This is a genomic window from Chitinophaga sp. (assembly GCF_039596155.1).
GTDB lineage: Bacteria > Bacteroidota > Bacteroidia > Chitinophagales > Chitinophagaceae > Chitinophaga.
In genome coordinates this window covers 163352-187538 of record NZ_JBCNKF010000006.1, presented here as the reverse complement: position 1 = coordinate 187538, position 24187 = coordinate 163352, and the positions used below count along the sequence as shown (strand labels likewise).

20 protein-coding genes are annotated in these 24187 nt (G+C 46.5%); 9 read left to right on the top strand and 11 right to left on the bottom strand.

Annotated elements, in window-relative coordinates; all coding sequences use genetic code 11:
* Positions 1 to 89: 89 nt before the first annotated feature.
* The 8 genes from ABDW33_RS08190 to ABDW33_RS08155 all read right to left on the bottom strand — a co-directional run bounded on the left by ABDW33_RS08190 (position 90) and on the right by ABDW33_RS08155 (position 6525).
* Positions 90 to 635: a CvpA family protein gene (locus ABDW33_RS08190; protein WP_343689570.1), complete on the bottom strand. Its 546-nt coding sequence runs from the start codon at positions 633 to 635 to the stop codon at positions 90 to 92.
* Between the two features lie 52 nt (positions 636 to 687).
* The gene (locus tag ABDW33_RS08185; RefSeq protein ID WP_343689569.1) at positions 688 to 1140 is read right to left on the bottom strand and encodes a GatB/YqeY domain-containing protein; all 453 of its coding nucleotides are present in this window, start codon (positions 1138 to 1140) and stop codon (positions 688 to 690) included.
* Between the two features lie 27 nt (positions 1141 to 1167).
* Positions 1168 to 1515 carry a gliding motility protein GldC gene (gene gldC / locus ABDW33_RS08180; protein ID WP_072362873.1) on the bottom strand — a complete coding sequence of 116 codons (348 nt, stop codon included), beginning with the start codon at positions 1513 to 1515 and terminating at the stop codon, positions 1168 to 1170.
* A gap of 85 nt (positions 1516 to 1600) precedes the next feature.
* Positions 1601 to 2704, bottom strand: a complete 1104-nt coding sequence (locus ABDW33_RS08175) for a glycosyltransferase (protein ID WP_343689568.1) — start codon at positions 2702 to 2704, stop codon at positions 1601 to 1603.
* 301 nt (positions 2705 to 3005) lie between these two features.
* Positions 3006 to 3428: a hypothetical protein gene (locus ABDW33_RS08170; RefSeq protein ID WP_343689567.1), complete on the bottom strand. Its 423-nt coding sequence runs from the start codon at positions 3426 to 3428 to the stop codon at positions 3006 to 3008.
* A 62-nt stretch (positions 3429 to 3490) separates the two neighbouring features.
* Positions 3491 to 4570 (bottom strand): ABC transporter permease, encoded by a 1080-nt coding sequence (locus ABDW33_RS08165; RefSeq protein WP_343689566.1) that lies wholly within the window; start codon positions 4568 to 4570, stop codon positions 3491 to 3493.
* A gap of 3 nt (positions 4571 to 4573) precedes the next feature.
* Positions 4574 to 5716 (bottom strand): glycosyltransferase, encoded by a 1143-nt coding sequence (locus ABDW33_RS08160; protein WP_343689565.1) that lies wholly within the window; start codon positions 5714 to 5716, stop codon positions 4574 to 4576.
* An 8-nt stretch (positions 5717 to 5724) separates the two neighbouring features.
* A complete protein-coding gene (locus tag ABDW33_RS08155) occupies positions 5725 to 6525 on the bottom strand; it encodes an alpha/beta fold hydrolase (RefSeq protein WP_343689564.1) in 801 nt (266 codons plus the stop codon).
* Between the two features lie 217 nt (positions 6526 to 6742).
* Between ABDW33_RS08155 and ABDW33_RS08150 the strand changes: the two genes are divergently transcribed.
* The 3 genes from ABDW33_RS08150 to ABDW33_RS08140 all read left to right on the top strand — a co-directional run bounded on the left by ABDW33_RS08150 (position 6743) and on the right by ABDW33_RS08140 (position 13021).
* Entirely contained in the window at positions 6743 to 8533 is a 1791-nt protein-coding gene (locus ABDW33_RS08150) for an acyl-CoA dehydrogenase family protein (RefSeq protein WP_343689563.1), read from the top strand.
* A gap of 129 nt (positions 8534 to 8662) precedes the next feature.
* Complete coding sequence (locus ABDW33_RS08145) at positions 8663 to 10471, top strand: N-acetylmuramoyl-L-alanine amidase (protein WP_343689562.1); 1809 nt, start codon at positions 8663 to 8665, stop codon at positions 10469 to 10471.
* Positions 10472 to 10585: 114 nt separating this feature from the next.
* Positions 10586 to 13021, top strand: coding sequence for a TonB-dependent receptor (locus ABDW33_RS08140; RefSeq protein ID WP_343689561.1), 2436 nt, complete (start codon positions 10586 to 10588; stop codon positions 13019 to 13021).
* Positions 13022 to 13170: 149 nt separating this feature from the next.
* Here the strand turns inward: ABDW33_RS08140 and ABDW33_RS08135 are convergent, their stop codons facing one another.
* Complete coding sequence (locus tag ABDW33_RS08135) at positions 13171 to 15984, bottom strand: TonB-dependent receptor (RefSeq protein ID WP_343689560.1); 2814 nt, start codon at positions 15982 to 15984, stop codon at positions 13171 to 13173.
* 461 nt (positions 15985 to 16445) lie between these two features.
* On the opposite strand from ABDW33_RS08135, the gene ABDW33_RS08130 reads away from it, so the two are divergent.
* Both ABDW33_RS08130 and ABDW33_RS08125 read left to right on the top strand, forming a co-directional pair.
* On the top strand, positions 16446 to 16796 hold the full coding sequence (locus ABDW33_RS08130) for a carboxymuconolactone decarboxylase family protein (protein WP_343689559.1): 351 nt from the start codon (positions 16446 to 16448) through the stop codon (positions 16794 to 16796).
* A 106-nt stretch (positions 16797 to 16902) separates the two neighbouring features.
* Positions 16903 to 17937, top strand: a complete 1035-nt coding sequence (locus ABDW33_RS08125) for a 2-oxoacid:ferredoxin oxidoreductase subunit beta (protein WP_343689558.1) — start codon at positions 16903 to 16905, stop codon at positions 17935 to 17937.
* Between the two features lie 108 nt (positions 17938 to 18045).
* Here ABDW33_RS08125 and ABDW33_RS08120 read toward each other — a convergent pair whose 3' ends face one another.
* Together ABDW33_RS08120 and ABDW33_RS08115 are read right to left on the bottom strand one after the other, a co-directional pair.
* Positions 18046 to 18696, bottom strand: coding sequence for a LysE family translocator (locus ABDW33_RS08120; RefSeq protein WP_343689557.1), 651 nt, complete (start codon positions 18694 to 18696; stop codon positions 18046 to 18048).
* Between the two features lie 93 nt (positions 18697 to 18789).
* Positions 18790 to 20328: a GH3 auxin-responsive promoter family protein gene (locus ABDW33_RS08115; RefSeq protein WP_343689556.1), complete on the bottom strand. Its 1539-nt coding sequence runs from the start codon at positions 20326 to 20328 to the stop codon at positions 18790 to 18792.
* 192 nt (positions 20329 to 20520) lie between these two features.
* Between ABDW33_RS08115 and ABDW33_RS08110 the strand changes: the two genes are divergently transcribed.
* From ABDW33_RS08110 to ABDW33_RS08095, 4 genes are all read left to right on the top strand, one after another.
* Positions 20521 to 21294, top strand: coding sequence for an inositol monophosphatase family protein (locus ABDW33_RS08110; RefSeq protein WP_343689555.1), 774 nt, complete (start codon positions 20521 to 20523; stop codon positions 21292 to 21294).
* Positions 21295 to 21302: 8 nt separating this feature from the next.
* Complete coding sequence (gene thiL / locus ABDW33_RS08105; protein ID WP_343689554.1) at positions 21303 to 22337, top strand: thiamine-phosphate kinase; 1035 nt, start codon at positions 21303 to 21305, stop codon at positions 22335 to 22337.
* A 139-nt stretch (positions 22338 to 22476) separates the two neighbouring features.
* The gene (locus ABDW33_RS08100) at positions 22477 to 23736 is read left to right on the top strand and encodes a hypothetical protein (protein ID WP_343689553.1); all 1260 of its coding nucleotides are present in this window, start codon (positions 22477 to 22479) and stop codon (positions 23734 to 23736) included.
* Positions 23737 to 23748: 12 nt separating this feature from the next.
* A complete protein-coding gene (locus ABDW33_RS08095; RefSeq protein ID WP_343689552.1) occupies positions 23749 to 24183 on the top strand; it encodes a Rieske (2Fe-2S) protein in 435 nt (144 codons plus the stop codon).
* Positions 24184 to 24187 lie beyond the last annotated feature (4 nt).

Below are 24187 nucleotides of genomic sequence, written 5' to 3'. Positions count from 1 at the left end.
TCAATTTTGCGCTAAAATAATTCTTTTTATTAATTCAAATAATCTTTGAAGCGAAGGATATAGATCATTTAATCTATGTTTATCACCCGCTATTGTTTGCTCTGTATCTCCCTGGCTGCATTGTCAAAAAATGATTGCAGACTGGCAAACATGTCTTTAAAGACAGGAATTAACTTGCCAACTCCATTCATGACAGCGGGCCCGAGATGTTCAATGTACGGATATACAACAGATTGCATTTTGATCTCCGGACTCAACCAGTACAACTGGTTGGCTATCCATAAAAGGACACTATAGACCATGATAAAGATAGCACTATACAGTAAGATCCCGCCTAATTTGTTTAGCCAGCCCATCATCGCCACCTCTACCAGCTTTTGCAGCAGGGTGGCACCAAGCCGTACTAACAATACCACTCCCAGGAACAGGGCTATGAAGCAAATAACTGGTAACCAACGCGTATGCACATCCCAATGTGATTGGGCGTACAATACAGCTACGGTGGTCAACTTCAATGCTGCAGCCAGTCCCAGTGTCACTGCTACAAAGGAAAATACCGCTACTATCAGGCCACGGCTATATCCCTTATAAATAGCAATTACAAGGATGATGGCGAATACAATGTCTATACCCATATATTTCTATAGGAAGATAGGAGACCAGGGAAAAAGAATTGAAAGTCCCCGATTATTTTGCCAATAACTCTTTTACCAGTCCGGAAATGGCTTTACCGTCCGCTTTACCAGCTAACTGCTTGGTAGCCACGCCCATTACCTTACCCATATCGGCAGGAGAGCTAGCCCCCGTTTCCGTGATAATTGCCTGGATAGCAGCTTTCAGTTCCGCTTCGTCCATTTGCTTTGGCAGGTATTTCTCGATCACAACCAGTTCCTCCTCTTCCTTAGCGGCGAGGTCTTCCCTGTTTTGCTGACGGTATATATCCAGCGAATCTTTTCTTTGTTTGGCTAACTTTTGTAACAGCTTTGTTTCATCTGCTTCGCTCAGCTCTCCGCTAAAGCCCTCTGCAGTCTTGGCATGCAGGATAGCGGCCTTAATAGCACGCAGCGCACGCAGATCTGCTTCTGCTTTTGCCAGCATGGCTGTTTTAATCGCTGCGTTAATGTTTAGTTCCAGAGACATATATGGTTGTTTTGAAATCCTCGTTTATTACTGTTCTGCCTTTTGCTTCTCTTCAAACTTCTTGTAGAAGTCACGGGCAAAAGTTCTCAGTTCGTCTGCCTGATCCTTATATGGAGTAGCACGCTGGTAAGTATCAGCCATGGTCATCATCGTCTGAAAGAAGAAATCAGCCATTTCATCCACCATCATCTGCTTTGTCCACAAATCTATCCGCAGTGCGGTCTTATCAGCGCCGTCCCAGAAAGCAACCATCATCGCCTTCGCCTGCTGGAAACGGTCTGCCTGAGTACTATCCGTTGCCCTCCATTCAATCTTCTCAGGTATCCTGTCATTGTCCAGTTCAACCTGGATCTGTATGGTAGATGTCTTTGCCATAAAAAATAGTTCCAATATTTTAGAAACGCAAATTTACTATTAAACTGCGAATGTGCTGATGTCCAGATTTATGATACTTATGTTATTATTTTAATATCATGGAAGCCGCTTCCGTCCAGCTTCCCGGCAGGGTCACCTGCCTGCCACGTTCCAGCATCCTGCTGCGCAACACCTCATCTTTATACAATAAGGACATCTTTTCTGCCAGGTCATCCAGACTTTCAGGGTCTGTATACAGTACACCTTCCCCTCCGGCAACCCTGGCAGCAGGCCCTTCTATAGCCACCACCGGAACTTCGGCACTGAGCGCTGCATACACCGGCAACGCCAGTCCCTCGAACCGGCTGGTATATACCAGGGTATACGCGCCCGCCACTACCCGGGACAAGGTCTCCTGACTGGCATCCTGCAACCAGACGACGTCGTTACGAAACTTGTAGGTAGCCATATTCTCAATGATTTCTGCACCGGCATTGGTAGGAGCTCCGGCGAGGACCAGTTTCATATTGGAACGCAGCCGGCGTTTCAATGCGGAGAAAGCCTTCAGCAAAGGAAGGATATTATTCCGGGGATGCATGCTGCCAATGGCAACAAAGTATTCTACCCCTCCTGTAAACTCCTGTTTAATCTGCTCTCTCTCTTCCCATTCCACCGGGCGATAACTGCTATCTAACCCGGCAGGTAGCAAGATGAGCTTTTCTGCTACAGCGGGGGCATAAGTTAACAAATCGTCCTTTACCACCGGCGATACCACCAGGACTTTCTCTGCTGCCTGTATATATTTCCGGGTATGCTTCGCCAGATATCGCCGCAAGTCCTTCGACATACCAGCTACTCCATGCAGAAAACCCGTATCAGTGATCAATATGCGGGCAGGTACCTTGCTGCGCAGGGGCAATTGCCCATCCATGCCGAGAAATAAGTCCAGCTGCTGCTTTTTGATGGCCGCCGGCAGCTGCCATTCCCTCCACCAGTATAGTTGCCATGCCTTGCGACCCTTGAGCGGCACCTCCACAAGTTGCACATTATCAGCGAATTCACTCAGAGATACCCCCGGACGGTCTACAAAAAAGACAAACTGGTGCTCCGGATGCAAACGGCATAATTCCTTTAAAAGCGCTGTGCTGATATTTCCTGTATCTGCCGGCCTATCACCCGCAAGGCCGGCGGCATTCACTCCTATACGCATAGTTAAGCTGCTTGTTCTGATGGGTGCAAAGCTACAGCTTTTGTACCAAGCAATACATACAGGTCAACTTCGCCCTGACTATAATGCTAAAAGGCCACCAAACTAGCATTAAAAGGTCACCAGTATATCACCTCAATATCCCAGGGATATTGAGGTGATATACTGGTGTACTATTGGTGTACTATTAGTGTACTATTGATTACGGCTTTGTTGTATATCCAGGTTATAGTCAGGGCATAGTTATCCCATCGCTGTAACCCGGGTTACAGCATTGTAATTGTACGGCTATAGCATCGCTATCTTATTCCGCCTTGTTAGTAATCCAGAAAGTTTTGGTAATTGTATTATCCGGGTTGTCTACAGAAGTGATCACCACCGTCACCAGGGTAACGCGCAGTGGCTGCAGCCCGATCAGGGTAATTTCAATGGCGCCGGTAGTGCTGGGGGCCACTGCATTCTGTGGAATATTAATTCCACCGGGATCTGTTACGGCTTTGACGGTGATGGTCACACCACTGCCTGGTAATTTGGACGTTACAGCTGCCTGAAAAGTATAAGTAGAACCGGCTGCTGCTGTATAAGAAGCCTCGGTGACGTTTGTGAGCGTTACTTTCAATCCCTCTTCAGCAGGCTTTACTACGGAGCCGCTATCTTTCTTTTTGCAGGAGGAAAAGGTCAGTGCAAACAGGGCCAGGATAGGTAAAAGATATGATTTCAAAGGCATAAGAATGTAAGTATGTTCTGAATAACGATAAAATTAACAGTTTTTATAATACGAAACAAGGGCTATTGCCGCACATCCATCGCATCTCTCAACCCGTTTCCCAACAGGTTAAATGCCAGTACCATCAGCATAATAGCTACCCCAGGTGCCAGTGCCAGCAAAGGATTATGGGTGATAATAAAATTGTAATTCTCCTTGATCATCAGGCCCCAGGAGGGCTGCGGTGGCTGTACCCCCACCCCCAGGAAACTCAATCCCGCCTCTACCACAATCGCCGTGGCAAAATTGCCTGCCGCTACCACCATCACCGGCCCTAATATATTGGGTAAAATGTGTCTGACTATCGTCCGGGTATGCCCAAATCCCAGTGCACGGGTGGCCTCTATAAAAGTCAGCTCCCGCAGCGACATGACCTGTCCCCTGATGATGCGGGCTACATTCACCCACATCGTAAGACCCACAGCAATGAACACCTGCCAGAAGCCCTTGCCCAGTGCCAGCGTAATGGCAAATACCAGCAACAAAGTTGGTACTGACCAGATCACATTCACTAACCACATGACTACATCGTCTGTTACCCCACGGAAGTAACCCGCTACTGCTCCTAAAAGAATGCCTATAGTGAGTGAAATGACCACAGCAATAAAACCTACACTCAAACTGACTCTTGTACCGACCAGCAGGCGACTTAATATATCCCGTCCAAACTTGTCTGTGCCCAGCCAGGCTGTATAATGCCTGATGAAAGTCCCTTTGGCAGGATAGCTTTCTCTCATAGTTGTCTCTTCATCTACATAGCGTTGTACAATGATGCTGTCGCCTGCCCGCTGGTACCCGTTGACAGGTATCCAACTGACATTCTCTGCCTGTCCGTCCGCCAGTCTTTTCAGGAAATTTACCTTTTCTACCGGTTGTTGTCCCGGCAATGCCAGCAGGTCTATGCGGAAACCCGGGTGCTGCCCTCCTATCTCCACAATCATCCTGTTTGCCATCGGTGTACCATCAGGACTCACCCAATACGCGATAATGCTGACGACGACGGCTATGGCGATCAGCAACATCCCTGCTACTGCCCCCTTATTGCGTCGCAGCCTGGCCCAGGCCTGCTGCCGGAATGATGATCCTCTATTGCGCTCCGCCATAACTTATTTAACTTTTCGTCCTTTCCACTGGTAAGAACCAAACTTACCCAGCCACCCCGCTGCTACAATATAGGGAATATGAAATAACTGTCCGGGTATAAACCAGCTGAGCATTCCTTTTTTACCAAAGAACCGGGATACCGGGATGAGGAAGTAAAACTCCAGCACCACCTTAAAGACCATAGCTATCAGGAAGTAAGGCAGCGCAGCAGGTGCAAACAGGCAAAACAGCCCGCCGAACAACAAGACGACGTTCCAGAAATACACCAGTGCCAGTACCCAGGTCAGGCGCTTATCGTCATACTTATCCGCTTTGGAAGACCAGCGGATCCGTTGGTTCATAAAAGCTTTGAAAGTGTCGACTGGTAAAGTTTCTACAATCGCATCCTGGCTTTTTAGATATTTCACGCCATCCGGATATGCTTTAAATACCTTGAACATCAGCAACATATCATCTCCGGAAGCAATATTGTCGATGCCTTTGAAAGCCCCTACTTCGTAAAAGACTTTTCTTTCATAACCCAGGTTAGCTCCGTTACACATGGTACCATCTTTCAGCTGGGCAAGTGCACCGGTAATGCCCTGCATGGTCATGAAGTCCAGTGACTGCAGCACCTTGAAGAAGTTGTTTTCTTTATAGAAACTCACCGGGGCAGCGATGAATTTTGGACGGTATTGTTCATAGAATCTCACCATCGTACTGATCCATAGTGGTCCCATTACACAATCAGCATCTGTCGTCATAATCAGGTCGCCGGTAGCCTGTTCTATAGCAAGTTCAATGGCTTTCTTCTTATAGGAGTTCAGCCGCTCGGTAGCACTAAGATATTGGCTTAGTTGCAGCAGTTTGATATTGGCAGCGGGGAAGTGCTGTACGACAGCAGGCGTGCTGTCTGCCGAGAAGTCGTCAATCACGATCACTTCAAAAAGATGTACCGGATAGTCCTGTGCATGCAATGCTGCCAGTAACGGCGGCAGGTTATCTTCTTCATCGCGGGCAGGAATAATGACGGTTACTTTGGTGAGTCCGCTAATGGGTTGAGTCGGTGTATAAGGTGGTAATGCCTTCCAGCCATGTCCATATCGTATCATTAATATGCCATACAATCCTCCCAGCAGGAATAAGACGGTGAGAAAAAAATACATACGCGAATTTAAATCTTATCTAATATTATTTCACCCAGGTCTTCCGTGAGTAGCTGATGCCCTTTGTCAAGCACCATCATTTCGCAGGGAAACGTACCGTCCATAAAGCGTATACCCAATGACGATGGTATGACCCTGTCATATTTGCCAAATATGAGCAGGGTATGGATATGATATTGCGCCAGCAGCTGTTTAATATGTTTCCGGTCGGGCATCATATGGGCCATGATAGTCCATACATGCAAGACCAGTTCGCGCTTTTGCAGGGTATTCATACTGTTATTGGCAAATCGGTGCAGGCTGTTGTTGATCAGCTTCAGTTTGTTTCCCGTATTGAGTAACCAGAAGTAAAACCCGGGGTGATAGGTAATGTGTTTAAAGAGCCGGTGGCCGATGCGGGTCCGGGTCACGAACAGGTGCCAGGGATTGTCACTGAGCCCATCGGCAGCCAGCAGGATCAGGCCCCTGATCTGTGGGGCCATCATCTCAGTGAGACAGAGCGCAATACGCCCACCCATACTGTAGCCTAACAACGAGAAAACGGTTTTTTGCTGCGTTTTCAGGAGGAGGATAATGATGGCATGGAGGTCTTCCTTTTCGAAAGGGCGGTTTTCTTCCCACCGGGTTTTCCCATGAAGGGGCAGGTCGAGGGCCACGATGGTGAAAATTTCACCCAGTGCGGGGACCAGCCGGGAAAAAGGCAGTGTACTTTCTCCAAAACCGTGCAGGCATACGAGGAGATCTTCACCGTTGCCGGCGACGGCTCCATGAATGCGGCTGTTTTGATATGGCAGGTAGAATGACTGCATGCCGCAAATGTACCCTTTTCAATTTTAACGATTTTTTATTCGCTGCGGGTAAATAGCTATGAAACTTCCCGTATGCGCATTCAGACCGGAAAGCAGCACTTTATTACTGTAAAGGCGGGGATTTGCGGAGGTGGAATTTCCTGATTTAAAATTGTTATATGAGGTAAAAAAAGTAAATTGAATAGTAACTCAAATTAACTGACAAAACTTTATCACAATGGAAGCAACCGTTGATAAGTCCACGTTGAAGGGCGCTGAGTTTCTGATCAAAGAGAGCCCCGTACATGAAGTGTTTACTCCCGAAGATTTCAACGAAGAACAAAAAATGATCAAAGAGATGGCCGAGCAGTTTGTGGCAAAGGAAGTCACACCTGTGTTGGACCGTATTGATAAACTGGAAGAAGGGCTTATGCCTTCCTTACTGGAAAAAGCCGGTGAGCAGGGGTTGCTGGGTGCCGCCTTCCCGGAAGAATATGGGGGGTTAGGCAAAGACTTCATCACCGCAACCCTCATCAATGAAGCCCTGGGAGCGGGTCACTCCTTTTCTGTGGCCATGGCTGCCCATACGGGTATTGGCTCCCTCCCTATCCTGTACTTTGGTACCGAAGCACAGAAACAAAAATACATTCCTTTGCTTGGCACCGGCCAGATGAAAGGAGCATATGCCCTGACAGAACCTAACTCCGGTTCCGATGCCCTCAGTGCGAAAACCACTGCCAAACTTTCGGCTGATGGTAAATACTATTTACTCAACGGCCAGAAATGCTGGATCACCAACTCCGGTTTTGCCGATGTATTCACGGTATTTGCTAAAATAGATGGCGATAAATTTACTGCCTTCATTGTTGATAAAGACACCCCTGGATTTACCCTGGGTGCGGAAGAGCACAAGATGGGGATCAAAGGCTCTTCTACCCGCCAGATTTATTTCCAGGATGCACAGGTACCTGTAGAAAATGTACTGGGTGAGATCGGAAAAGGTCATCTCATTGCATTCAATATCCTGAACATCGGCCGTCTGAAACTGTGTGCTGCGGCACTGGGAGGCGCCAAGGCGACAGCGACCATCAGCATTGAATACGCAAATACCCGCGAGCAGTTTAAACAAGCTATTGGTAACTTCGGGGCCATTAAGCATAAATTAGCCGAAATGGCTATCCGGATCTGGGTAAATGAGTCCGCCCTGTATCGCACTGCGCAGCTCATAGACGAAAAAGAAAAAGAGCTGCTGGCTGCCGGCAAGCCTTTTAACGAAGCCCTGCTGGGTGCTGCAGAAGAATATGCAGTAGAATGTGCCATCCTGAAAGTAGGTGGTTCAGAAGCCCTCGATTACGTGGTGGACGAAGGCGTACAAATCCATGGCGGTAACGGTTTCAGTGACGAATATGTCATCTCTAAAGCCTATCGCGACAGCCGTATCAACCGCATCTTTGAAGGCACTAACGAAATCAACCGCCTGCTCACACTGGACATGACGCTAAAACGTGCCATGAAGGGAAGACTGGACCTGATGAATCCTGCCATGAATGTGATGAAAGAGCTGATGAGCATTCCTGATTTCGGCAATGATGACGAGACTCCTTACAGCGCCGAAAAGAAGCAGATCCTGAACCTGAAAAAAGCCATTCTGCTGGTAGCAGGTGCAGCTGCGCAAAAGTTGATGGTAAAGCTGGAAAGCGAACAGGAGATACTCATGAATATTGCAGATATGGCAATTGAGACTTTCCTTGCAGAGAGTGCACTGCTGCGTCTGCTTAAGCGCATAGAGATAGAAGGAGAAGCCAGCAATGCATTGCAGGCTGATATTGTGAAGACGTACCTGTACGATGCCGCCGACCGCATCAACAAGTATGCAAAAGACGCGATCAATTCATTTGCAGAAGGCGACGAACAACGTATGATGCTGTTAGGTATCAAGCGTTTTACCAAAGCCGCACCAGTAAACACAAAAGATGCAAGGAGGAGAATTGCTGACAAGTTGCTGGCAGACAATAAGTACAGTCTGTAAAACTTAAGCAGGAGCGATACTCCCTACCGGTAAAATTTTCTTTTAAAACAATTTATTCGATTTCTATTTAAATGCCATCCCGCGAAGAGCCGGATGGCATTTTTTTTGTTTATTTGCGACCGGACAATCATGAGAATCATAGCATTAATCATACTGATACAGACAGCCTTTACTGGAGTAAAAGCGCAGGAGCAAGCCTTCCTTAAAATGGTGCAGCCGGTAAGGACTGAAATCAATACCAGTAGTTCTAAGCAATATATGTCAGGTCGCACCTGTGTAGGTTGTAAAGTGACGCTGAATGATGATACCATCCATGTATATCCCACCGGCGTATTCGCGTTAAAACGGATCATCAAACCAGGCAAAACTTCTTTTACATTAACGACTAAGGATAGCACCGGTAAAAAAGTATCCCGTACTTACAATTACTACTATACGACATTGCCTCCTGTGCGGGCAACAAGTGTATTCAGAATAGATGATGTCAAGGTATTTCCCAAAGGGAATAGTACACTCTCTCCCGGCGATACCATCCGTGTGAGAATAAAAGGCTATCCGGGCTGCAAAGCTTACTGGATGCATGAGACACCCCTGCATGAACTACCGTCTTCCAAATACGGCGCCGAAGGGTTCTATGAAGGCAGTTATGTGATCCAGGAATCAGATTCCCTGCTGGACAATAAAGTGGCAGTTTTCCTCAGGCATAAAAATGGCAGTACAGCTGTATTGCAGAGCAGTAATAAACTTACCTATCAACGCAACCAACTGCTCGCGGGCAGAACGATAGACAGAAATACTTATCTCACAATAGCACCGGATGGTGACCGTCTTGGACCTGTTAAGATCGGCTACCTGGATCAGGATGTACTGCTGCACATCACCGGTAAACAAGGCAACTACTTCAAGGTAAAACTCAGCAACCAGCAGACCGCATTTATCCCTGAATTACTCCTGGATACACAGACACTGGCAGCGCCTACTCCCCTCAATATTGTGGAGGAAACCCGCACATGGAGTGATGCAAAGTATGACTACATTGCTGTCGGACTATCTGAAAGACTCCCTTACCTCAGCACACAGCAGGTAGATCCGGGAAGGATCACTTTAGACATCCATGGAGCCAACCTGGAACCGGATTTTACCCCCATCTCTGATTCTATGCAGGAAGTAAAGGGAATCAAATGGGAACAGATCGGATCGGACGTACTCAGAATAAATATTTCCCTGAAGCATAAACAGCCGTGGGGTTACAAGGTCTATTATGACAGTACCCGCCTCATCATTGCGGTAAAGCATATACCCACCAGTTTCCAGCTGAAAAACCTGACGCTGGGCCTGGACCCGGGTCACGGGGGCACGAATGTAGGTGCCCTGGGGGCGGCAGGTTATTACGAAAAGCAGCTGACGCTGATGATCTCCCTGCTACTGAAGACTGCGCTGGAGAAGGAAGGCGCCAGGGTACTTATGACCCGTACTACAGATCAGTATGTGCCTAATGAAGACAGGCTCTCCTACTACAGGCAAATGAATCCCGACCTGCTCATCAGCATCCACCTGAATTCTTCCGTGAACCCGGTGGATGTACATGGTACGGCGAACTATTATAAACACCCTTTCTGTGAGCCTTTTAACAGGGCGATCCATGCACAGTTGCTGGGTATAGGGTTATCGGACTTCGGCAATAACGGGGACTTCAATTTTATATTGAATAATCCAACTGAGTTCCCTGATGCGCTGATAGAAACATTGTTCCTGAGTAATCCGGAAGATGAGATGAACGTGCTGGATGAAGGTTTCCGGCAAAAAATGGTGGACAGGATCATGGCAGGGATTAAGGATTTCCTGCGGGAGGCGGAGCAGGATAAGATAACAAGAAAGGCGGCGGAGCAGGCAGCAGCGTCTGGTGCAAGTGAGGAAGGCCCGGGCTCAGATCAGTAAAAGAAGACCGGTTTTGTTATAAATTTTCCCTTTTGCGTAAACGAATTTCCCGAATCGATAAAAAATGCAGCTTATCTAGCTGCATTTTTGCTGCGCAAAAAATAACAAAGATTTATGATAAGGATGACTATTAAGTCCTTCATGCTTACACTGAGCATGATTGTTTCCTTCTTCTATGCCGCTACTGCAACTACATCAGAAGACAATAATGGTGGAATTAAGGGTAAAATCGTGACATCTGACGGGAAACCAGCTGCGGACGTGTCCGTGATTTTACAGGGAACCAGTTTTATGACGGTTTCTGATGGTGCCGGAACTTTTGTATTCAGGAATGTACCTGCCGGGAATTACCAGGTTGCGATTTCTTTTACAGGATATGCTAATAAGACAGAAGATGTAGTTGTGGAAACTGGTAAAATAGCTACAGTGACATTCCAGCTGGAGGTATCCAGTAAGCAACTTTCTGAAATTGTTATCACAGGTAATCAGACGAAGCTGGTGAAACGCGCCAGCAACTATGTGGCGAAATTACCGCTGGCAAATGTTGAGAACCCGACTGTATATTCAGTAATTACCAAAGATCTGATGGCACAGCAACAGGTATATACAGTGGATGATGCGATGAGAAATGCACCTGGTATTACCAAGATGTGGGAGGCGACTAACCGTAGTGGCGATGGTGGCGCTTATTATAACTCACGTGGTTTTGTTGTACAAAGCCAGTTCCGCAACGGCGTATCTGGTAACGTATCTTCTGTAATCGACGCTGCGAACATTGAAAGCATCGAGGTGATCAAAGGCCCCAATGCCACTTTGTTCGGTAACCAGCTGACTTCTTATGGTGGTCTGATCAACCGTGTAACGAAGAAACCTTATGACCACTTTGGCGGTGAGGTAGCAGTGGCAGGTGGCAGCTATGCTTATAACCGTATCATGGCTGACATCAACACACCGTTAGACTCAGCAAAGAATGTACTACTCCGCCTGAACACAGCTTATACTTCACAAGGTAGCTGGATGGACAATGGACATAACAAAACATTTGCATTTGCACCCAGTCTTTCTTACAAAATCAACGATAGATTAAGTTTATTACTCGAAGGTGAATTCTTCAGCGGAGAAGGTAATGGGAATACATTCTTCTTCTTTCCATGGGGCCACAATGTTTCAGAACTGACGGCACAGAGAGCCGACAAACTGAATATTGATTACAATCGTACTTTCGCTAACGAGGATATGACATCTACCAGTCGCAATGCGAACTTTTTTGGTACGATGAATTATAAGATCTCTGATCAGTGGAACTCCCAGACAGTAGTATCTATGACTAACAGTTTTTCTAATGGTTTTGGTCCTTACTTCTACCTGTTAGCCAATGATCGTATTTCCCGCGAAGATCAGACAACCCGCAACAGTAAAGCGAATACTACAGAAATTCAACAGAACTTTATCGGTGATTTCAAGCTTGGGAAATTCAGGAACCGTTTTGTAGGCGGTATTGACTTCTTTTATCTGAATTCCGATCAGATATTTATCAGCACTAATTATGATACCGTATCTACACATGGTACAGTAGCCAACTACAATGATTTCAATGCTGCCAACATGAATGATGTGTATAAGGCAAAAGGTAGTCTTGTCAGATATCCTTACATCTATAAGAGATATAATTACAGTGCATACGTTTCTGACGTATTCAATATCACAGATCAACTGGCAGTACAGGCAGGCTTACGTGTAGATTACTATGATTTTAAAGGAAACTATAGTGAGACTGCAGGCACTACTTCGGGTGCATATAATCAGGTGGCATTATCGCCTAAATTTGGCATCGTTTACCAGGTTATTAAAGACCGCCTGTCTTTATTTGGCAACTACCAGAATGGTTTTACCAATACCAACTCTCCAATTTTTGTAAGCAATGGCGATACAAAAACATCCAGACCAGAACAGGCTAATCAATGGGAAGGTGGTGTAAAAATGGATATGTTTGATGGTAAACTGACCGGTACTGTTAGCTACTACGACATCATGGTAAAAAACGTGCTTCGTGCAGACAATGCGCATCCCAATTACTATCTCCAGAATGGCTCTCAGAAGAGCAAAGGTGTAGAAGTAAGTATTATTGCGAATCCATTCCAGGGCTTTAGTGTTGTAGCAGGCTATGGATACAATGATTCCAAATACATCAATGTTGATGTGGATGGCCTGCCTGACGTTAATGGCCGTCGCCCATCTACTGCTTCCTCTCCCACTTCAGCAAACCTGTGGTTGAACTATCGTTTATCAAATGGTAAACTGAAAGGTTTGAGCATTGGTGCGGGTGGCAACTACGCAAGCGATGTAAAAATCGTAAACAGCATCAGCCAGGGTGTGTTCATACTTCCTTCTTATGTAGTCATGAATGCTACGCTTGCCTATGAAACGTCTAAGTTCAGGTTTGCTGCTAAAGTTGATAACCTGACGGACAAGCACTACTGGATCGGCTATTCTTCCATGAATCCTCAAAGGACCAGAAGCTTTACCGGTACAGTGGCATTCAAGTTTTAACAACACTTCCATAATTGTAAAAGGAGCCTGCATCTTACATTTTCTGATGCAGGCTCCTTTTGTTTTTACACCTGGCAGGAACTGATGGTGTTATATCACATTTTCAGGATGTCGTTTTACTTTTGATCAATCCTTTGAGCGCTTATTTTTTACAGGTCAAACTTCACTCCGAAGTTATAACGCGGCTTATAATACTCCGCCTGCATTGTCCTGGAAGCAATACCCTGATAATAACGCAATGGCTGATTAGTCAGGTTATTTGCCTCCGCGAAGAAGCGCCAGTTCTTTGCAAATTTGTAAGACGCATTTGCATCCAGGAAAAACTGCTTATCGTAATAGCTGTCATCAAAATCACTACCGCCCAACGCATCGAGGTAAGCCGCTGTATAGTTACCGGACAATCTTGCAGAGAAACGCTTATTCTCAAACGAAAGAGACGCATTGAACATATGCGGTGCGGTACCCGGCAATGTAACGCCGGTACGCTTTTCACCATCTGAATTATACACACCACTTGCAGTCGATTTTGTATAAGTGTAGTTCACATACACGCCAAAACCTTTTGCAAACCCAGGCAGGAAATCCAACTGACGCTGTAACGCTACTTCAAATCCGTAGACCTTCACATTATCACCATTGCGCGCCTGTTTATATGTCCAGTTCTCTCCTGCTGGAATTGGATTCGTTGCGGTATTACCATAATCAGCAGTAAAATCTGCGGCTGAATAAGACACATTTTTATACGTATAAATGAAGTCATTGATACTCTTATAAAACACGCCGCCAGACAGTATACCCACTGATTTGAAATACTGCTCCGCCATCACATCGAAGTTCCATGCATATGCGGCTTTCAGGTCAGGATTGCCAGCGCTGATCGCGGCATCATCTGCTACACTGCTCACATAGGGTGCAATGTCATAATAGTTAGGACGTGCAATAGAGGTAGTTGCTGCAGCGCGCAATACCAGGTCATTATTTACATTGTACCTGAAAGTTATACCAGGCAATACATTCAAATAACTGTTCTTTACATTTCGCTGTCCAGACAGTTCTTCTTCATCTTCCACCACATTTCCTTTGTAGTCGATCGCAGTATTCTCCAAACGTACACCCGCAATCATAGAGAGTCTGGACGTAAAGTCCTGGTCCCAGCGAACATAACCAGCAGTAATCGTTTCATTCGCTTTATAGTTTACTGCGAGGTATTCAGCCGGGTTATCTTCACCTGTGAATTTAGCTGCATCATTCAGATTCAGACTACCCAGATAATCTTTGGATACAAACGACCCGCGATTGTATTTACTTCCCGGCTCGTAAGCTTTACCGGTATAGTTAACCAGTGGCATAGTTGCCAGTGAGCCATAAGCAGTCACCGGTTCATAATCGAAGTAATTATTCTCACGTTTTTTATCCTTGATACGCATTCTGGCACCTACACGCAAACGGCCTTTCTGATCAGGCAAAATGCTGAATGGAAAACGCAGGTTCACTTTCAGTCCCAGCTCATTCTCGCGGGTATAATCATGATTCTCTGACAGTGAATTGAACTTAAGGGCATTCTCTGTTACAGTCGTTGTTACTAATGGAAAACGGGTATCAGAAAGGTCCAGCGATACCGGCGCATCTTTTACACGGAACTCCATATAACGTTCATTCGGGCGATCTTCGCTTGCAGAAGAATAACTCACGGCCCAATCCAGATCTACCTTACTGCCCAGCAGGTGTTCACCGCGCAGTGAATAGTTCTGCACGCGCTGATCTTCCAGTCTTCTGCCTTTATTGCGATCATTGTTGATACCACCTTTGGTTTCACGACGTACCTGGCCGGTGTAGGCAGTGATGCTACCATCAGTTGCATACTCAGGTTCAATATCGCTATATCTCAGGCGGTAGCGGTTTTCACGGTCATCACGCCAGTTATACATTGCATTGGCGTAGATGGTATTTTTTGAATTGATCTTATAATCAAATGCACCGGATAAGCTCCGGCGAATACGCTGTACATTGTAAGTACGTACCTCCATCTCTTCGGTATATACATGTCCTGCATCGTCTTTCTTCCAGGTAGCTTCTACGTCGTCTGAGCCGTAGTCGTTGTTATTGTAAGAGGCACTTACTACAGCGCCCAGTTTATTGTTGAAGAAGCGGTTACCCAAAACCAGTCCTCCTGTATATAGCGGCTTGTTTCGGATCGGGTTTACACCGCCGGAGAGAGTGGCAGATACACGCAGGCCATTAGGAGCAGCGCGGGTAACGAGGTTTACAGAACCACCAATCGCATCTGCATCCATATCAGGTGTAAGGGTTTTGTTCACTTCGATGGTCTGCACCATGTCAGAAGGGATGAGGTCCATCTGTATGCGGCGGTTGTCACCTTCGGCAGAAGGAATCCTGTCGCCGTTCAAGGTGACAGCGTTCAGTTCAGGGGCCAGGCCACGGATGATGATGTTGCGGGCTTCTCCCTGGTCATTCTGCATCGTGATACCAGGAATACGTTTCATCGCATCGCCGATGTTTGCATCCGGGAAACGGCCAATCTGGTCGGCAGACACAATATTGGTTACATTCGGATTGTTTTTCTGCTGATTCAGGGCTTTTGCCTGACCACGCAGCCGGTCGCCCACCACCAATACTTCTTTTCCTGCTATGCCACCAGCTTCAAGTTGCAGTTTCAGGTCGGTAGCTTTACCGGCAGCGACGGTTAATTCCTGTGTATAAGATTGATAACCAATGTAAGTAACCTCCAGCGTGTAATGACCAACCGGTACGCCGAGGAATTCGAATTTACCCTGTTGATTGGATACAGTGTAATGATTGCCGGGTTTCAGTTTCAGGGTAGCTCCGGGAAGAGATAAAGCCTGATTTTTGTCGACGATACTACCAGTAACCAGGCCGGTAGTCTGGGCCAGACAGATAACGCTGAGCCACGAGAAAAGCAGAGTGAAAATTAATTTCCGCATAAAGGTTGAATTAAAGTGTGGGATTTTTTCGCATAGTTGAATAGAGGCAGGTTCCCCAGACCTGCTGGTGAGCATTTAGTTCAAAACATGTGGTTGAATAGTGGTGCAAAGGAAATATTCTAATGTTACGCCATTGTTAATTGGGTGAAATTAAATGGGGACGAAAAACTCATATTGGCTCCGGCAGCCGTCATTTTTTCGGGATTAACCTGCGACCGGCAAGGAAATGCCAGGAGGCGGGGGCATTGGAATCCCCCCTAACCGGCCGGCTTTAAATGCCTGTTGGTGATTACTAATTGTTATGAGCTATAACCCGGAGTTATACAAAATCTTATAATTAATTAAATTTCAAACATTTAGGAAATCAGCATTTTAACCACCAACCGCACTAGTCTACTCGTTAAGTAGATTGATTTATATTTGGGAATCGTTTCATAGCTTTAGTGGGCAAATACAATAAAATGGCGGACGAGATAAAAGCATTTAACGAGTACCGGGAAAAGATGAATGAGGTCATTCTGGGCAAGCAGAACAAAGTGATCAACCGGTTATTCAATCTGGACACCAACACTTATATGGAGGGTGCCCTTAGTACGAAGGTGAAAGAAATGCTGGGATTGGTATCGTCTATGGTATTACGTTGTGACGACTGTATCAAATACCATCTGGGCAAATGCCATGAGCAGGGAGTTTCCACTGAAGAGATGTACGAAATTTTTGCAGTAGCTAATATAGTTGGGGGTACGATCGTAATACCACATACAAGAAGAGCGGCTGAATATTGGGAAGCGCTGTTGGCACAGGAAAGCTGATTGTGGTCAGTTCCCTATACAGTTATTCCGGATTGCGTAATCCCTATCGGGTTACAATTCGTAACTTTGCCAACCAATAATTACTTTTTCTATTAACAATACAACAATGTCAACAGCAACTATAGCTCCGCAGGCATTAACGGCGAAGGATTTTGCAACGGACCAGGAAGTACGCTGGTGCCCGGGTTGCGGAGATTATTCTATATTGAAACAGGTGCAGACCATTATGCCCGGGCTGGGTATACCGAAGGAGAACATCGTGATTGTTTCCGGTATTGGCTGTTCATCCCGCTTTCCTTACTATATGAATACCTACGGTATGCACTCCATCCATGGCCGTGCTACTGCGATTGCGTCTGGTCTGAAGGCTGTACGTCCTGAGCTGAGTGTGTGGGTTGTAACCGGGGACGGCGATGGTTTGTCTATCGGTGGTAACCATACCATTCACCTGCTGCGCCGTAATTTTGATATTAACGTGATGCTGTTCAACAACCAGATCTATGGTCTGACCAAAGGACAGTACTCCCCTACTTCAGAAGAGAATAAGGTAACGAAGTCTACGCCTTTTGGTAGTATAGACCATCCGTTCAACCCGATGGCGCTGGCATTGGGTGCTGATGCCACTTTTATTGCCAGAAGTATGGACCGCGACCCGAAACACCTGCAGGAAATGCTGAAACGCAGCCATGCACACAAGGGAGCTTCTTTCCTGGAGATCTATCAGAACTGTAACATCTTTAATGATGGTGCTTTTGAAGTATTCACAGAAAAGTCAAGCAAAGCTGAACAGGCGATCTTTGTAGAGCAGGGACAACCACTGTTGTTCGGTCCGCAAAAGAATAAAGGTGTTCGCCTGGATGGTTTGAAACCTGTGGTAGTGGAAGTGGGTGCTGAGTATAGCGCTGACGACCTGTGGATCCATGATGAGCAGGATTTCTACAAGGCACAGATCCTGACACGTATGTTCGATGATCCTCGTATAGAAGGACATCTGCCTCGTCCGTTTGGGGTGTTCTATCAGGCATTCCGCCCGACTTACGAGGACCAGCTGAACTTCCAGGTAGCCGATGCGTTCAGCACGAAAGGCCCTGGTGATCTGGATAAGCTGCTGGCTGGCAGAGAGACCTGGACGATTAAATAAGCGCTTTTAATCCACCAATAAATAGAAAGCATCTTCCGCAAGGGGATGCTTTTTTGTTACAAAGAAAAAGGGGCGGCCACCTTCGGTAGCCGCCCCTTTTTGAATATTTTAATGGCCCAGTGTGCCGAGGTTAAATACCATCTGATACAGCAGCAGTAATCCGAAGATGATCATACTAGCTCCCGAGATCTTGTTCAACCACTTAACATTCGTCAGGGTCAGCTTATGCCGGATCTTATCTGCCACAAACACTTTTAATATATCTGTAGATAATACCCATACCAGGCATACCCCGTAAGTTATGATCTTATGTCCGGTGGTATGCGCGCTATTGGATACACAGATCCCCAGCCAGAACAGGATCACACCCGGATTCAGGGAGTTCATGAGGAATCCTGCCAGCCAGATCTTTAAATAATCATGCGTTCTGAACATTTCCGGCTTCTCATCGCCGGTACTGATCTTTACCTTCTTGAACAGCAGGCCGTACAGTCCCATGCAGATCAGCAGGCAGCCACCGACGATACCGATAGGCTTATTATACTCCTTCAGATCCAGGAAAAACGCTGTAGCCAGGTTGCCCAGCAACACGTAAAAAATATCACTGAATGATACGCCCAGCGCAAAACTGATCCCGGCTTTGAAGCCGTTATTTACACTATATTTAATAATCGCGAATATGACGGGGCCGACAGATACAGATAAAACCAATCCTAGTGCCACTCCGGAAAAGACCGCCGATAAGAAAGCAGATGTCATGCGCTACGAGATTCCCTATCTAAAAATAAGGGGTAACTTTCCCCTTTGTTGATGAAGTTACCCCTCTTTTTACTTTATAATTCGTTAAAATTCTTACACTGACTTCAGTTTCGACGCCAGAAAGTTTTCCCAGTCTTTCAGTTTTTCTCCTTTCATCACACGTGGGAACTTGTTCATCGCACCTTCTTTACCTTTCAGGCGCAGGTAGTCGATGAACACATCATTTGGCATAATCTCAACAAAGATTTCCTTCAGTGCAGAGGTACGTTCTACTGCATAGTCGTCATTTACCTCACTCAGGGTCTGGTCAATGATCTCACGTACGCGGTTGCTGTCTACGTTCACATCATCTGTACCGATGAACCAACGGTGTGCAAACAGGTTCTCGTAAGGGAAACCTGCTACAGTAAATTCCTTGACGGTAATACCCAGCTTTTTCTGCACGGCATCGATCGCATTGTTCATGTTATCGATGCTCATGTGTTCGCCGCAAAGGCTGAGGAACTGCTTGGTACGTCCTACTATGATTATTTCATGTTCCTTTACGGAGGTGAACTTTACAACGTCGCCGATCAGGTAACGCCATGCTCCTGCACAGGTCGACAGCATCACCGCATATTCCACGTCTTCCACCACCTCGTGGATCATGTAAGACTTAGGATTTGCTTTTACTTCGCCTTCGCTGGTAAAGTTTTCTTCTGTAAATGGAATGAATTCGTAGAAGATGCCGGCATTCAGGACCAGTTTAATGCCCCTGACGTTCGGACGGGCCTGGAAGCCGAAAGAGCCTTCCGAAGCCATGTATGTTTCAATGAAGTTGATCGGTTTGCCCAGCAGTTTCTGGAAGCTGTCGCGGTAAGGTTCGAAGGAAACACCCCCATGGATATATACGGCCAGGTTGGGCCAGATCTCATGGATGTTCTTCACACCGTGGTACTTGATGATCTCTGCGAGTACGATCTGTACCCAGGCAGGCACCCCACATACGGTACCTACGTCCCACTGTGGCGCTTTGCGCACGATGAGCTTGATACGCTGTTCCCAGTTTGGTTTTTTGGAAATATTACCGCCTGGTTTGTAGAAACGTCTGAACCAACGGGGTATATTCTTCGCCTGGATACCACTCATATCCCCTTCATAGTAATCCCCTTTTTCGTACAGGGCGGTGGTACCACCCAGCATCAGGATCCCTTTGGAGAATGATTTAGGTGGAATGTCAAAGTTAGCCATAGAATACAGCTGCTTTACGCCCACCTTCTTCACGTTACGCAGCATGTCGCGGGTAACGGGTATGTGCTTGCTCGCAGATTCGGAGGTTCCCGAACTGAGGGCGAAGTATTTGATTTTTTCAGGCCAGCTTACATTAGCCTGACCTTCCAGGCACTTATGCCACCATTCCGCGTGCATCTTGTTATAGTTATGTACGGGTACAGTGGAACGATAATTAGCGATGATATTCGGGCTATTTAATATTTCCTGGAAGTTGTAATGCTGACCGAACTGCGTATCCTTAGCTTTTGTAAGTAGCCTGTACAATACCTGTAACTGATACTGACGTGGCGTACCTAACTTGAATGTGAACTTCTTCCTGATGCGCAGTGACCTGGATATAAGATTACCTAAAATGGCCATTAATTACCTTCTTCTTTATTAACTGCAAAAATACGGCGAATTCGGATTGGGTGGAGACTGAATTTTATTATACCCGACCGTTGGCGGCCTGAACATTCTTCTGGTAAATTTTGTCCCCAATTGGCAATCCTCTACAAACATATTACTAAAAACGATATGGCAGGTAAAAAAATTGAAACGTACCTTTGCACCATGTTAAAAGAAACCCTTCTCAAGGCAACACAGGCTGGCGGACAAGTTTTACAGCATTATTTCAACGGCGCTTTTCAGATCAGCAGCAAAAGTACCATCAATGACCTGGTAACAGAAGCCGACAAAGGGGCAGAAACTGCCATCTTTAAGGTGATCCGGGATACATATCCTGACCATTTTATCCTCAGCGAGGAGTCGGGTGAGCTGGTTACCAGCTCTAATACCAAATGGATCATTGATCCACTGGATGGTACGGTGAATTTTGCACATGGTATTCCTATCTGTTGCGTTAGCATCGGTGTGGAAGTAGATGGTGAAATGGTGCTGGGAGCAGTGTACAACCCCTTCCTGCAGGAGTTCTTCTTTGCAGAAAAAGGGAAAGGGGCTACCAAAAATGACAAGTCTATTCACGTATCTGCCAAAACAGATCTGGGTAGTGCCTGTATGGCAACGGGTTTCCCTTACCAGTGGGAAGGTGGTGAAAATGATCCGGTAGACATTTTCGCTTACTTCGTGAAGAGAGGCCAGGCCGTGCGTCGTCTCGGCTCCGCCGCTATTGACCTCTGCTGGGTTGCTGATGGTCGTTTTGACGGGTATTATGAACATACCCTGAATGCCTGGGATGCTGCTGCCGGTTTCCTCATCGTGGAAGAAGCTGGTGGAAAAGTCACCGATTTTAAAGGCAACAGATACTCTCCTTACCAGCGTACACTGATTGCTACCAATGGCAATATTCATGCGCAGCTGGTAGATGTCGTTAATGGAAAATACTGAGCAAAATAATGAGTGAAGAAAGAACCGAGATTAACTCGTTAGGCGAATTTGGCCTGATTGAGTTTCTCACTAAGAATATTGAAATCCAGCAGTCCAGCACCGTTCTAGGTGTGGGTGATGATGCAGCGGTGATAGACCACTTTGGCCGCCAGACAGTCATATCTACCGATATGCTGGTAGAAGGCATTCACTTTGACCTGATGTATACCCCGCTCAAGCACCTGGGATATAAGTCTGTGGCTGTGAACCTCTCCGATATATATGCTATGAATGCAACACCCACGCATATCACGGTGAGCATTGCATTTAACAACCGCTTTTCGGTGGAGGCACTGAATGAGTTTTACGAAGGGGTGTATGCAGCCTGTGAAAAATATGGTGTAGACCTGATTGGCGGGGATACTTCCAGTTCACAGAAAGGGTTTATCATCAGCGTGACCGCTATCGGTGAGGTAGCCCCTGACCAGTTTGTAAAACGCTCTACTGCCCAAAAAGGCGACCTGCTTTGCGTATCCGGCGACCTGGGTGCGGCATTCTTAGGTCTGACCCTGCTGGAAAGAGAGAAAAAGATCTACCTGGAAAGTCCGCAATTACAGCCAGACCTGGAAGATCAGACTTACATCATAGGCCGACAGCTGAAACCTGAACCAAGAAGAGATATCATAGAGTGGCTCGAAAAGAACGATATCAAACCGACCGCTATGATGGATGTAAGTGATGGTTTGAGTTCCGAGATCCTGCACATCGCAAAGCAATCTAACCTGGGCGTAGTACTTTATGAAGAGAAGATCCCGATTGCACAGGAGAGTAAGGAAATGGCGCTGAAGTTCGGAATGGATCCTACTGCATGTGCCCTGAGTGGTGGTGAAGACTATGAACTGCTGTTCACCATGAAGCAGGAAGACTACGACAAAATCGTGCTATCCGAAGAGATTAGTGTGATCGGGTATATGGCAGATATCAGCGAAGGCGCCCATATCCTTACAAAAGGTGGTAATAAATATAAGTTAGTAGCGCAGGGATGGAATGCGTTTCAACAATAACTCATTCAAATAGAAAGCGCTTCTCTCCGAAGCGCTTTTCTATTAACAAATATTTCCGTTTTGGATCATTAATTTTCCGTTTTGCGTAATGTAACCCGCTGTTTTTCAGTAGACATTTGTCCCACTGTAAAACTACTCCATGACACTCAAGCATGCGCTGATCCTGACACTAGGCAGCATCGTAATTTCCTTTCAACCAATTTTCTCTCAACAAATCACGCCGGCGCAAAAACTAGTCCTGAACACCGGTGAGGATTCCCTGACTGCAGGCACATCTTCCAGTAGAACTGTGATCTCTGGGTATGGCTCAGCGTTCTACCAGCGTGATATGAATGAACAGATGGCCCGCGCCACACTAGAAAGGGTCGTATTATTTGTAGGACACCAGTTTAACTCCAAAATCGCCTTCTTCAGCGAAATGGAACTGGAAAATGCGAAAGTTCAACCCAATGCCGTAGATAACGGCTTTGCCGGTGAGCTATCGATGGAACAAGCCTACCTCAAATTCAGTCTCAATCCCCGCCAGTACATCGTAGCTGGTTTGTTCGTACCGCGTATCGGTATCCTGAACGAAAACCATCTTCCTGTCAATTTCAACGGTGTAGAGCGCCCAATGGTAGAGCAGCTCGTGATTCCTGCTACCTGGCGCGAACTGGGTATCGGCTTTTATGGGCGTGCCCGCCGCATTCCCCTTAACTACACACTGGCAGTCGTGAATGGCCTGAATGATGCCACCTTTACCCACGGTACAGGGGTAGCAGATGGCAAGGCAGAAGGAAAAGGTGCTTATGCCAACAACCTCGCCGTAACCGCCAGCCTGCAATACTACTGGCAGAACTTCCGGTTCCAGGTATCCGGTTATGCCGGCGGTACCAATGGTCTCAACGCCCGTAAGTCGGATAGCCTGCACCTGAATCATGGTACCTTCAGCCTCCCTATTTACCTGGGCGAAGCAGATATCATGTACAGCAACAAAGGTTTCTCTGCCAAGGCAATTGGTACTATGATCTCCTTTCCCAACGCCAGTGACGTAAACAAGGCCTACGCGAACAACGTAGCCAAAGTAATGTATGGCGCCTACGGAGAGCTGGCGTACAACCTGCTGGAAAATTCTGTGAAGTACAAAGACCAGCAGCTGAATGTATTCGGCAGATATGAAATGCTCGACCTCAACTCCTCCATTCCTTCGAACGGCATTTACGATGGTACACTGAAACAGCAGCATATCATTGCCGGCTTCACCTACCTGCCTATCCCCAACGTAGCGATCAAGGCAGATGTGAGGCTCCTGCATACGGGCGATGAAAATCCTGCACTGGTCATCAACCCAAGTCCGGCAAGAGTCCCTTACAGGGTCAACAACTCATTCCTGAATATTGGTATCGGTTATTCATTCTGACAATCGGAATTTATGGAAAACAATGGCAGAAGAACTTTTCTGAAGGATACCTGCAAGATCTGTGTGCTGGGCGCTGTATCATTTTCTGTGGCTGACTTCCTGGCCTCGTGCGGCACCACGCAGAAAGGGTTTAAAACAACAGTAGACAACCAGAAAGTCACCGTTCCCCTGACGCTGTTTGATGCAGGTAATGCACAGATCATCAGCCCCAGGAACTATGAATACGAAATAGCCGTACAAAAGAACCCTGATAATACTTACCAGGCATTATTACTACGCTGTACACATCAGCATAATCCGCTCGTGCCTACCGGCAATGGCTACCTGTGCAGCCTCCATGGCAGCCAGTATGATAAAACCGGTAAAGTAAAAAAAGGGCCTGCTGAAAAACCACTCCCTGTTCTGCAAACGGAAACCACGGCGACCAATTTGATCATACATATATAACTAA

What these genes read in the sequence shown, in the direction of transcription:
- ABDW33_RS08190 (WP_343689570.1), bottom strand. Translation starts at nt 635, where the DNA reads ATGGGTATAGACATTGTATTCGCCATCATCCTTGTAATTGCTATTTAT.
- ABDW33_RS08185 (WP_343689569.1), bottom strand. Translation starts at nt 1,140, where the DNA reads ATGTCTCTGGAACTAAACATTAACGCAGCGATTAAAACAGCCATGCTG.
- gldC (WP_072362873.1), bottom strand. Translation starts at nt 1,515, where the DNA reads ATGGCAAAGACATCTACCATACAGATCCAGGTTGAACTGGACAATGAC.
- ABDW33_RS08175 (WP_343689568.1), bottom strand. Translation starts at nt 2,704, where the DNA reads ATGCGTATAGGAGTGAATGCCGCCGGCCTTGCGGGTGATAGGCCGGCA.
- ABDW33_RS08170 (WP_343689567.1), bottom strand. Translation starts at nt 3,428, where the DNA reads ATGCCTTTGAAATCATATCTTTTACCTATCCTGGCCCTGTTTGCACTG.
- ABDW33_RS08165 (WP_343689566.1), bottom strand. Translation starts at nt 4,570, where the DNA reads ATGGCGGAGCGCAATAGAGGATCATCATTCCGGCAGCAGGCCTGGGCC.
- ABDW33_RS08160 (WP_343689565.1), bottom strand. Translation starts at nt 5,716, where the DNA reads ATGTATTTTTTTCTCACCGTCTTATTCCTGCTGGGAGGATTGTATGGC.
- ABDW33_RS08155 (WP_343689564.1), bottom strand. Translation starts at nt 6,525, where the DNA reads ATGCAGTCATTCTACCTGCCATATCAAAACAGCCGCATTCATGGAGCC.
- ABDW33_RS08150 (WP_343689563.1), top strand. Translation starts at nt 6,743, where the DNA reads ATGGAAGCAACCGTTGATAAGTCCACGTTGAAGGGCGCTGAGTTTCTG.
- ABDW33_RS08145 (WP_343689562.1), top strand. Translation starts at nt 8,663, where the DNA reads ATGAGAATCATAGCATTAATCATACTGATACAGACAGCCTTTACTGGA.
- ABDW33_RS08140 (WP_343689561.1), top strand. Translation starts at nt 10,586, where the DNA reads ATGATAAGGATGACTATTAAGTCCTTCATGCTTACACTGAGCATGATT.
- ABDW33_RS08135 (WP_343689560.1), bottom strand. Translation starts at nt 15,984, where the DNA reads ATGCGGAAATTAATTTTCACTCTGCTTTTCTCGTGGCTCAGCGTTATC.
- ABDW33_RS08130 (WP_343689559.1), top strand. Translation starts at nt 16,446, where the DNA reads ATGGCGGACGAGATAAAAGCATTTAACGAGTACCGGGAAAAGATGAAT.
- ABDW33_RS08125 (WP_343689558.1), top strand. Translation starts at nt 16,903, where the DNA reads ATGTCAACAGCAACTATAGCTCCGCAGGCATTAACGGCGAAGGATTTT.
- ABDW33_RS08120 (WP_343689557.1), bottom strand. Translation starts at nt 18,696, where the DNA reads ATGACATCTGCTTTCTTATCGGCGGTCTTTTCCGGAGTGGCACTAGGA.
- ABDW33_RS08115 (WP_343689556.1), bottom strand. Translation starts at nt 20,328, where the DNA reads ATGGCCATTTTAGGTAATCTTATATCCAGGTCACTGCGCATCAGGAAG.
- ABDW33_RS08110 (WP_343689555.1), top strand. Translation starts at nt 20,521, where the DNA reads ATGTTAAAAGAAACCCTTCTCAAGGCAACACAGGCTGGCGGACAAGTT.
- thiL (WP_343689554.1), top strand. Translation starts at nt 21,303, where the DNA reads ATGAGTGAAGAAAGAACCGAGATTAACTCGTTAGGCGAATTTGGCCTG.
- ABDW33_RS08100 (WP_343689553.1), top strand. Translation starts at nt 22,477, where the DNA reads ATGACACTCAAGCATGCGCTGATCCTGACACTAGGCAGCATCGTAATT.
- ABDW33_RS08095 (WP_343689552.1), top strand. Translation starts at nt 23,749, where the DNA reads ATGGAAAACAATGGCAGAAGAACTTTTCTGAAGGATACCTGCAAGATC.